The sequence below is a fragment of the Burkholderia sp. LS-044 genome, assembly GCF_004803625.1.
Classification (GTDB): domain Bacteria; phylum Pseudomonadota; class Gammaproteobacteria; order Burkholderiales; family Burkholderiaceae; genus Burkholderia; species Burkholderia cepacia.
This window is the reverse complement of the sequence record NZ_SSWO01000006.1, coordinates 478,385-488,752: the sequence shown is the minus strand read 5'-3', so window position 1 is coordinate 488,752 and position 10,368 is coordinate 478,385. Positions and strand designations below refer to the sequence as shown.

General features: G+C 68.3%; 8 protein-coding genes and 1 pseudogene. 3 read left to right on the top strand and 6 right to left on the bottom strand.

Features of this window, described 5'->3' with window-relative positions; genetic code table 11:
• Positions 1–273 (bottom strand): annotated as a pseudogene (locus E9536_RS19075) (hypothetical protein); the annotation flags it as partial.
• A gap of 334 nt (positions 274–607) precedes the next feature.
• Between E9536_RS19075 and E9536_RS19070 the strand changes: the two are divergent.
• Together E9536_RS19070 and E9536_RS19060 are read left to right on the top strand one after the other, a co-directional pair.
• Positions 608–1,345 carry a sulfite exporter TauE/SafE family protein gene (locus E9536_RS19070; protein ID WP_021163683.1) on the top strand — a complete coding sequence of 246 codons (738 nt, stop codon included), beginning with the start codon at positions 608–610 and terminating at the stop codon, positions 1,343–1,345.
• A 287-nt stretch (positions 1,346–1,632) separates the two neighbouring features.
• A complete protein-coding gene (locus tag E9536_RS19060) occupies positions 1,633–3,012 on the top strand; it encodes an amino acid permease (RefSeq protein ID WP_060086247.1) in 1,380 nt (459 codons plus the stop codon).
• Between the two features lie 110 nt (positions 3,013–3,122).
• Here the strand turns inward: E9536_RS19060 and E9536_RS19055 are convergent, their stop codons facing one another.
• From E9536_RS19055 to E9536_RS19035, 5 genes are all read right to left on the bottom strand, one after another.
• Positions 3,123–3,701, bottom strand: a complete 579-nt coding sequence (locus E9536_RS19055) for an NnrU family protein (RefSeq protein WP_059686762.1) — start codon at positions 3,699–3,701, stop codon at positions 3,123–3,125.
• Between the two features lie 317 nt (positions 3,702–4,018).
• Positions 4,019–4,648, bottom strand: a complete 630-nt coding sequence (locus tag E9536_RS19050) for a TfoX/Sxy family protein (RefSeq protein WP_136470395.1) — start codon at positions 4,646–4,648, stop codon at positions 4,019–4,021.
• Entirely contained in the window at positions 4,645–5,754 is a 1,110-nt protein-coding gene (locus tag E9536_RS19045) for a malate/lactate/ureidoglycolate dehydrogenase (protein ID WP_136470394.1), read from the bottom strand. The genes E9536_RS19050 and E9536_RS19045 overlap by 4 nt, the downstream gene beginning before the upstream one ends.
• Before the next feature lie 40 nt (positions 5,755–5,794).
• Positions 5,795–7,249 (bottom strand): M20 family metallopeptidase, encoded by a 1,455-nt coding sequence (locus E9536_RS19040; protein ID WP_027789575.1) that lies wholly within the window; start codon positions 7,247–7,249, stop codon positions 5,795–5,797.
• A gap of 80 nt (positions 7,250–7,329) precedes the next feature.
• The gene (locus E9536_RS19035) at positions 7,330–8,400 is read right to left on the bottom strand and encodes a nitronate monooxygenase (protein ID WP_059698523.1); all 1,071 of its coding nucleotides are present in this window, start codon (positions 8,398–8,400) and stop codon (positions 7,330–7,332) included.
• Between the two features lie 432 nt (positions 8,401–8,832).
• On the opposite strand from E9536_RS19035, the gene adiC reads away from it, so the two are divergent.
• Positions 8,833–10,365: an arginine/agmatine antiporter gene (gene adiC / locus E9536_RS19030; protein ID WP_034195968.1), complete on the top strand. Its 1,533-nt coding sequence runs from the start codon at positions 8,833–8,835 to the stop codon at positions 10,363–10,365.
• Positions 10,366–10,368 lie beyond the last annotated feature (3 nt).

Genomic DNA, 10,368 nt, shown 5'->3' with positions numbered 1-10,368 from the left:
CGCCGCGGTGCCCGCGCCGCCGCCCAGTGCGCCGCCGACGATGGCGCCCGTGCGTTCGCGCTTGTTCGACGTCACCGCGCCGCCTGCGCCGCCGCCCACGGCCCCGCCGATGATCGCGCCCGTGCTCCCGCCGACCGCGTTGCCGACCGCCGCGCCCGCGACACCGCCGAGCGCGCCGCCCAGTGCGTTGTTCGTGTCACCTGCCACGGCAGGCGCCGAGACCGCCACCATCGCGCCGACCATCGCTGCCATTCCGGCCCATTTCTTCAGCATCTGTCTACCCTCGCCACTTTTCGAGATATCGATGCGCGAATTTAGCACCTTTCCGGTAAACCTATCGTAATGAAGCGTTAAATCCGGCTTCCCATGGCGATCTCCCGCGTGAGCGGACATGCGTCGTCCGGGTGTCGCCGCCGGGATTGCAATCGGCGCGGCCGCCATCGACGGGCCGCGCAACAGCGCGTCGACACACCACGACCTGCACCGCATCGCGCAGAACGCCCGGCCTGCCTTCCTGCGTCCGCGATCCTGCATTACCATCGAGCGTCCGCCGCGCCTGCCCGCCTCCGGCAAGCGGGCCTCCAGCCACCTCCCCGTTCGCGCACCCATGCTCGCTCTCGTCATCCTCGCCGGCCTGTGGGCCGGACTGCAGAACACCCTCGCGGGCGGCGGCTCGTTCGTCACACTGCCCGCGCTGATCGTGTCGGGCATGTCGCCGCTCTCGGCGAACATCACGTCGACGGTCGCGCTGTTTCCCGCTCAGGTCACGACCGGCTGGGCGAGCCGTAACATGGTGCGCGGCGTCGGCAAGCTGTCGTTTCGGGCGATGTTCGCGATCAGCGTGGTCGGCGGCGCGCTCGGCGGGCTGCTGTTGCTGAAGACGCCTTCATCGATCTTCTCGCGCCTCGTGCCGTGGCTCGTGCTGTTCGCGACGATCGTATTCGCGTGGGGCAGCTTCTTCCGCAAGCCGGGCGAAGGCACGGCCCACCTCGGCACCGTCCCCGCCGCGTTCTCGCAATTCATGATCGCGATCTACGGCGGCTACTTCGGCGGCGGGCTCGGCTTCCTGATGATGGCCGTGCTGACGATGGCCGGCCTGTCGCCGCGTCACGCGATGTCGACGAAGAACGCGCTCGCGGGCGTGATGAACGCATCGGCCGTCGTGCTGTTCCTGACGTCGCCGCACCTGCACTGGGGTAAGGCGCTCGCGCTCGGCGGCGGCGCGATTGTCGGCGGGCTGCTCGGCACGTGGGCGCTGCATCGCGTGAACGAACGCGTGCTGCGGATCGGGATCGTCTGCATCGGCGCATTGCTGACCATCGGGTTGTTCGTCAAGCCGATCTGACACGCGCACACGCTTGTCGCCGCCACGGCAATTGATGAGCAAACCGCAAGACGTCTTTCTCATATCTCGTTTGCGGTGACGGCGGTGTCCGCCCACAATCCGGGTTGCCGTCGTCATCGCCCTCTCGCGGGCACCGACCGGTACTTCGCGGCCGCCATTCCGACTCACCGCCGGCGGCCCGGCACATCGCGTCACACACGCTCCCCCGACATCGGCGCCCCTGCGGCGGCAGAACGTTGCCGCCGCTGCCCGATGCGTTCCCGGCCAACAATAACTAGAGGTAGGAGATGCAGGACAATTCTTTGAGGCAAAGCCTCAAGCAACGGCACATCACGATGATCGCGCTCGGCGGCGTGATCGGCGCAGGCCTGTTCGTCGGCTCCGGCGCGATCATCGCGACCGCCGGCCCCGCGGCGATCCTGTCGTACCTGATCGGCGGCGTGATCGTCACGCTCGTCATGTTCATGCTCGGCGAAATGGCGTCCCGCAATCCCGACAGCGGCTCGTTCTCCACCTACGCGAGCAGCTATCTCGGCGAATGGGCCGGCTTCGCGGTCGGCTGGCTGTACTGGTTCAAGTCGATGATGACGATCACCGTCGAGGCGATCCTGCTCGGCGCGATCCTCAACGATTTCCTGCCGTGGCTGCCCGTGTGGGCCGGCGCGCTGTTCATGCTCGTGACGCTGATCGCGAGCAACGCGTACTCGGTGCGCTCGTTCGGCGAAGCGGAATACTGGCTGTCGTTCGCGAAGGTCGCAACGATCGTCGTGTTCATGGCGCTCGGCGCATCGATCCTGCTCGGCTTCCAGCCGCGCATTCCGGCGCCCGGGCTCGTGAACCTCACGGATCACGGCGGCTTCATGCCGAACGGCATTTCGCCCGTGCTTGCCGGCGTGATGGTCGTGATCTTCTCGCTCGGCGGCAGCGAAATCGCGGCCGTGGCGGCGGGCGAATCCGAGAACCCGAGCAAGAACGTGATCCGCGCGATCAAGAGCGTGATCGTGCGCGTGATGGTGTTCTACGTCGGCTCGGTGTCGATCCTGATCCTGTGCATGCCGTGGACGGACAAGGCCAACCTGAAATCGCCGTACGTGTCGCTGTTCGGCATGGCGGGCTTCACGGGCGCGGCCGTCGCGATGAAGATCGTGCTGTTCGTGTCGTTCATGTCGGTGATGAACTCGTTCCTGTTCTCGAACTCGCGCATGCTGTTCTCGCTCAGCCAGCGCGGTCACGCGCCCGCGATGTTCGGCCGTACCAACGCGAAAGGCGTGCCGATGAACGCGCTCGTGCTGTGCCTCGCGATCTGCGTGTCGATCCTCGGCGTTCACTTCGTGAGCGGCGGCGACCTGTTCCTGATGCTCGCGAAAAGCAGCGGCGCGTTCGTGATGATCGTGTGGATCTTCATCATCGTCGCGCACTTCGCGATGCGCCGGCAGACGAAGCACGAGCGACGCGACCCGGCGGCGTTCCGCGCGTGGTTCTATCCGGTGTCGAACTGGGTCGCGCTGCTGGCGCTCGTCGCCGTGCTCGGCTCGCAGGCATTCAACCCGGATTCGCGCTTCCAGTTCTGGTTCACGGTATCGACGGCGCTCGCGATCGTCGCGGCGTATTTCCTGCGCCGCAAGCCGGCGCAACTCGGCGAAACGGCCGGCGCGAAGCTGCGCTGACCGTTGCCCTCGGCGGGCGGCGCGCTGGCCGGCGCCGCTCGGCCAGTCAGTTGCTCAACCGCTTGGCTTCTCGGCCCCTCGGCGGCTAAGCCGCTCAAGTGCCTGGCGGCTTAGCCGAACGGCCGCACGCCGATCAGCCAGCCGTGCAGGAACAGCACGAAGACGGCCCAGACGACGAGCCCGGCCACGATCGCCACGACGTCGCCCGACAGCCTGCCCGCCGGATAACGAACGCCTTCGCGGCGGTCGCGCGCGCGCCACACGACAAAATCGACGAGCGACCAGACGAAGAAGGCGCCGAACAGCACGACGGCGTGCAGCGTGCCGTTCGCGAGCAGGTGCGCGATCGCCCAGACCGCCACGCCGGCCACCATCGGATGGCCGACGAGCGTCTTGATTCGGTTGCCGGGCACGTAGGAGGCGGCGATCAGCACGAATGCGATCGCGGTCAGCATGCCGGTGAGGTGGCGCACACCGACCGGCGACACCCACAGCAGCGTCGCGCCCTGGCGCGCGATGCCGTAACCCCAGACGATCAGCACGAAGCCGACGATCGATGCGATCGCATAGGGGCCCTTCCAGCCTTTCTCGCCGATTCGCTCGATCGTCGCCGACCGCCAGCCGTCCGCGACGATCCGGATCGAATGCACACCGAGGAAGATCGCTAAACCGAGAATCAGGACGAGCATCGGTTGTCTCCGTCTGGAATGATGGGTGGGGAAGCGTCCCGCGCGGCATACGATGCGCCGTTCGTTGGAGCCGGCGGCGAGGCCGGCGCGGATCGCGCCAGTCACGGGTGCAACCCGCGCCGATCATAAACGCCGGGGCCGCCGTTGTGAAGCACGGGGGATGTGCGGTGCGGCAAGCCGCATGACTTTACGCGCCTGCGCGGGTGCACCGCCTGGCACCCGTCATGCGCCGCGCGTCGCGCGAATCGCCCCGGCACGTTCGAGATCGAAAGAAAGGAAAGCGAAATTTGTGAAGGTGTCGCTTCGCTCGACCGGCATCAGGTTTGCTTGCGCTTCGCCGGTGGTTTAGTTGCTGGTTTTGCTGTCGGTTTCGCTGCCGGTTTCGCTGCCGGTTTCGCTGCCGGTTTCGCTGCTGGTTTCGCCGTCGGTTTCGCCGTCGGTTTCGCTGCCGCCTTTGCCGCTGGCTTGGCCGCCGGTTGCGTTGCCCGCTTCACTGCCGGCTTTGTCGCAGACTTCTCCGCCGGCTTCGCCGTCGCTTTCGCCACCCGCTTCACCACCGGCGCCACCTCCGGCACCGGCTTCGCCGCCGCCCTCGTCTTTCGCTTCGGCGGCCCCGCCAGCAGCGCCGCGCGATACGCGCTGCGGCACCAGTCGAACAGCGCACCCGCATCCTCGAGCACGTCGGCCGGGGTTTCGTAGTAGCCCTCGAGCGCGACGGTACGCGTGGGCCTCGCATACGAGAACGGCCCCATCCCCGCCGCGACGAACGCCGGACGGTTCACGTCGTCGACACGCAGGAACAGCGACCCGCGCGACATGAAGCCGAACATCACGCCATCGAGCCGCATCGCCGCCCCGCTGAAGAACCGCGCGACCTCGACCTTGCCGAGCGGCGCGAGCTGATACGCGATCTCCTCGCCGTGTGCCTTCTCCGACTGCCAGCTCATGCACGCTCCATGCAACGCTGCGTCCACGCGTCGAGCGCCGCGTCGTCGAAGCCGACCGCCGCCGCGCTTTCGCGAATCTGCCGCCACGTCGCGCGATCGACCGGAATGCCGCCGGCCCCGCGCGCCGCGCGGCTCGTCTCTTCCGGCTCGCCCGGCACCTGTACCGGCGCGTCACCGGCCTGCGGCGACGCCTTGGCCCATGCGACGAACGCATCGGCCTCACGCTCCGCATCGGCCGCATCGAATGCCTTCGGGTCGATCAGCACCGACAGCATCCCGTTGACGATCGCGCTCGTCTTCTGCAGCGTGTCGCCGTAGGTCGTATGCCCGCCGACGAGCGCACCGCCGAAAATCTCGCACATCGCCGCCAGCGCGTACCCCTTGTGCAGCCCGAACGGCAGCAGCGCGCCGAACGGCTGCTCGTGCATCACGGCCGGATCGTCGGTCGGCTGGCCGCGATGGTCGATCAGCGACCCGGCCGGCACGCGCTTGCGCTGGTTGTGCGCGACGCGCGTCTTGCCGTACGCGATCGCGCTCGTCGCGAAATCGAGCAGCAGCGGCGGCCTGCCCGCACGCGGATACGCGGCGCAGAACGGGTTCGTGCCGAAGCGCGGATCGGTGCCGTGCAGCGGCGCGACCAGCAGGTCGCCCGGCACGTTGACGAAATGGAACGACACGAGCCCCGCGCGCGCGCACTGCTCGGCCCAGTGCCCGATGCGGCCGAGATGATGCACGTCGCGCAGCCCGATCGCGCAGATGCCCATGCGCCGCGCACGCTCGATCCCTTCGACCATCGCCTCGAACGCGATCACCTGGCCGAAGCCGCGCCCGCCGTCGATCGTCAGCACCGCGCCGCCGTCGCGGACGATCGACGCGTGCCCGTTCAGCTGCAACTGCCCTTCCCGCCACGACGCGACGTAGTTCGGGATCATCCCGATCCCGTGCGAATCGTGACCCGCGAGATTCGCGCCGACCAGGTGATCGGCGACGAGCCGTGCCTCCCGCTCGCTGCTGCCGGCCCGTTCCCAGAGTGCCGCGACGAATGCATGCAGCGGTTCGGCGCGCATGCGCAGCGGTTCGGTATCGGGCGTCGGCAAGGCGGTCATCGGCAAGGTTCCGTCAGGTCGGGTCGGGCAGTCGTGGCGCTCAGCGCGCGGTCGCGATCACGTCCGCGACCGCCGCCGTCAGCTTCTTCGCGTACGGCACGTGCAGGAATTCGTTCGGGCCGTGCGCGTTCGACTTCGGCCCGAGCACGCCGCACACCATGAACTGGGCGGACGGGAAACCTTCCTGCAACACGTTCATCAGCGGGATCGTGCCGCCGAGGCCCATGTACGCGCAATCGGCGCCGAAGTGGCGGCGCGACGCGGCATCGAGCGACGACGCGAGCCACGGCGCGAGATCCGGAGCGCTCCAGCCCGTCGCGGCGCCCGCGTCCGGCTTGAACGTGACCTTCGCGTTATACGGCGGATCGAGTTCGAGCAGTTCTTTCAGTTGCTGCACGGCCTGCGCGGCGTCGACGAGCGGCGGCAGGCGCAGCGACAGCTTGAACGCGGTGCGCGGACGCAGCACGTTGCCCGCATCCGCGAGCGCCGGCATGCCGGCCGCGCCGGTCACCGACAGCGACGGGCGCCACGTCGAATTCAGCAGCGCCTCGCGCGGATCGGTCGTGGTCGGCAGCACCGGCTTGCCGTCCGCGCCGCAGGCCCACGGCAGCCCCTTCCACACGGCGTCGCCGAGGATGGCGGCGGCTGCGTCGGCTTCGCGCACGCGGCTGTCCGGAATCTCGCAATGGAACACGCCCGGCAGCAGGTTGCCGTTCTTCGCATCTTCCAGGCGCTCGAACAGCTGGCGCATCACGCGGAAGCTCGACGGCGCGATGCCGCCGAACACGCCCGAATGCACGCCTTCCTCGAGCACCTCGACCTGCAGGTCGCCGGACACCAGCCCGCGCAGCGACGTGGTGAGCCACATCTGGTCGTAGTTGCCGGCGCCCGAATCGAGGCACACGACGAGCGACACCTGGCCGAGCCGGTCGCGCAGCGCGTCGACGTACGGCAGCAGGTCGTAGCTGCCCGACTCCTCGCAGGTCTCGATCAGGCCGACGCAACGCGGCCGCTCGATGCCCTGCTCGTCGAGCGCGCCGAGCGCGGCGAGGCTCGCGTAGATCGCATAACCGTCGTCCGCGCCGCCGCGGCCGTACAGCTTGCCGTTCTCGTACTTCGGCGTCCACGGGCCGAGGTCCGCGCGCCAGCCGTCAAACTCGGGCTGCTTGTCGAGGTGGCCGTACAGCAGGATCGTGTCGGTGCTGCCCGGGCGCGTGGCGGGCGATTCGAAGAAGATCACCGGCGTGCGGCCCGGCAGGCGCACGATCTCGAGCTTCAGGCCTTTCACGGGCTGTCGCTCGGCCCACTGCGCGGCATCGGTGACGACGCGCTCGAGATAACCGCGCTTCGCCCAGTCGGGGTCGAATGCAGGGCTCTTCGCGGGGATCGCGATGTAGTCGGTCAGTGCATGGAGGATTTCATCGTTCCACTTGCGCTCGATGAAGGTAACGAGCTTGTCATGGTCGAGGACGGGGGTAGTGTCGACGGAGGTCATGGTGGGGGTGCCTGGATCGGGCTGACGAAAACCCAGATGATACGCCGATGCTCCCGCGCCGGCGCCCCCTTCCCGGTCGCTCAGCGCGCCTGCGGAAACGCGTCGCGCAGCCCCGCCGCACATGCCAGCGCATCGCGCCACAGGCGCTGCGTCAGTTCGCCCGCATCCTCTTCACGCGCGAGCGCCGCGGCCTCGCCCGACCACAGCACCGAGAAGTCGTCGCGGCCCTGCCGCTCGAACGCGCCGCGCAGCGGATCGACCACGGCCGTCGCGAGCGGAAACGCCGGCGCGAGCGCGCTCATCGGCCCCTGTTCACGCATGAAGCGCGTCAGCAGGCCGCGCGCGGGGCGGCCCGTGTACAGGTTGGTCAGGCGCGTGCCGTCGTCGCGCGCGGCACGCACCGCCGCGCGATGCTGCGCCGAGCGGCCGGCCTGCGGCGTCAGCAGGTAACCGGTGCCGATCTGCACCGCGCGCGCACCGAGCGCGAACGCGGCCGCGATGCCGCGCCCGTCGGCGATCGCGCCGGCGGCGATCACCGGCGCGCGCACCGCGTCGACGATCTGCGGCAGCAACGCGAACAGGCCCGGCTGCGCATGGATGTCGTCGGTCAGGAACATGCCGCGATGGCCGCCGGCCTCCGCGCCCTGCGCGACGATCGCGTCGACGCCGCGCGCATCCAGCCAGCGCGCTTCCTCGACGGTCGTCGCGGACGAGACGACCTGCGCGCCCGTGCGCCGCACGCGATCGAGCAGCGGATCGTCCGGGAGCCCGAAGTGAAAGCTCACGACGGCCGGCCGCAGCTCCTCGACGACCGCGCACATCGCATCGTCGAACGGCGCGCGTCCGGGGCCGCCCTTCACGTCGGCCGGATCGAGCCCGGCTTCCGCGTAGTAGCCCGCGAGCGCCGCGCGCCAGCGCGCGTCGACCGCGGCATCGGGCGCCGGCGGCGTATGGCAGAAGAAGTTCACGTTGAACGGGGCGGGCGTGCGCGCCCGGATCGCCGCGATCTCGTCGCGCAATTGCTGCGGGCCCAGTGCCGCGCAGGCGAGCGAGCCGAGCCCGCCGGCTTCGCACACGGCGATCGCGAGCGGGCTCAGTGAACCGACCATCGGGGCCTGGATCAGCGGCAAACGGGAAGGCAGCGTCGTCATCGGAATCATCCTCGGGGAAGAAGCGGTGGTCGCGCGCGCCGGCGGCGCGCATTTAATGCGCCCGATAATAACCGACAAACTCAAACTCCGATTTCCGCGCCATTTGCGTCACGAATTGATTTAACCGGTTAGTAAAAGCGATTATTCGTCGAAGCTTCCACGGCGTGATCCAACCCGTCCGAACCGGAATCGGCAAAAACGCGCTCCGGCCTTTCCACACGGGCCGCCGAACCCGAAGCCAAACACCGTTTCACCGGCTTCAATGACATTGATCAATATTCAAGTTATTAAATACAAGCGTTTACCCTTATTAATAATCGCCGCGAGCGATAACATGAACGCGTCAATTAAAACGACGAACCACACCGGAATCGTCGACCGGCGCCACACCGCGTTACCTCAACCGAAACACGCCTTCTCAAGGAGCGTCGCATGTCCGATGCCAGCTCGTCCTCCTCCCGCGCCGCCGCCACGCCGGACGCGGCTTCCGCGCCGAAAATCGGCGTCATTCCCGCCACGCTGATGGTCGCGGGCAACATGATGGGCTCCGGCGTCTTCATGCTGCCCGCGAACCTCGCCGCGACCGGCGGCATCGCGATCTTCGGCTGGCTGATCACCGTCGTCGGCGCCGTGTCGCTCGCGCTCGTGTTCGCGAAGCTCGCCGCGATCGACCCGGCCGCCGGCGGCCCGTACGCGTATGCGCGCAAGTCGTTCGGCCCGTACATGGGCTACCAGACCAACCTGATCTACTGGCTCGCGAACGTGCTCGGCAACGTCGGCCTCGCGGTCGCCGGCCTCGGCTACCTCACGCATTTCTTCCCGGTACTGAAGGACCCGCTCGTGTTCGCGCTCGCGCAGATCTTCGTGATCTGGCTGTTCACGTACGCGAACATCCTCGGGCCGAACGTCGTCGGCCGCGTGCAGTCGGTCACGACGGTCTTCGCGCTCGTGCCGATCCTCGGGATGGCCGTGTTCGGCTGGTTCTGGTTCAGCAAGGACGTGTATTTCGCCGGCTGGAACGTGTCGGGCACCAACAGCTTCAGCGCGATCGGCGCGACGCTGAACTTCACGCTGTGGGCGTTCATCGGCGTGGAAAGCGCGTCGGTGTCGGCCGGCGTCGTCGAGAACCCGTCGCGCAACGTGCCGATCGCGACCGTCGGCGGCGTGGTGCTCGCGGCCGTCTGCTACGTGCTCAGCTCGACCGTGATCATGGGGATGATCCCGAACAAGGCGCTGCTCGCATCGAGCGCGCCGTTCGCGGATGCCGCGCGCCTCGCGCTCGGCAATACGGCCGCGAACGCGGTCGCGCTGTGCGCGGCGCTCGGCTGCCTCGGCTCGCTCGCCGGCTGGACGCTGCTGGTCGGCCAGACCGCGAAGGCCGCGGCCGACGACGGCCTGTTCGCCAGCGTGTTCGCGCGCGTCAACTCGAAGAACGTGCCGTCGGCCGGCCTCGCGATCGTCGCGCTGATCATGTCGGTGCAGGTGCTCGCGACGATGTCGCCGAGCGCCAGCGAGCAGTTCGGCAAGATCGCGTCGATCGCCGTGATCATGACGCTGCTGCCGTACATCTATTCGTGCATCGCGATCAAGGTGCTCGGCTACGGCAAGATGCCGTCGCACCAGTTCACGTTCTACACGATCGTCGGCCTGATCGGCGCCGTCTACGCGCTGTGGGCGATGGTCGGCTCCGACGGCCAGCAGACGCGCTGGTCGCTGATCTTCGTCGTCGCGACGATCGTCTTCTACGAGCTGTCGATCAACCGCCAGCGCGAGATCGAGGAAACCCACGTGCATCCGGGCGGCCGCTCGCCGCGCTGGGTGCGCTATCTCGCGCTCGGCGTGACCATCGCCGCGCTCGCCGCGACCTTCTGGATTTCCGTGGGCCGTCACCAGGCCGACACCCTTCACGCGCGCTCGCCGGCCGTTGCCGCGAGCGCCCAGGCAACCCAGCAAACGGGGGAATGACAC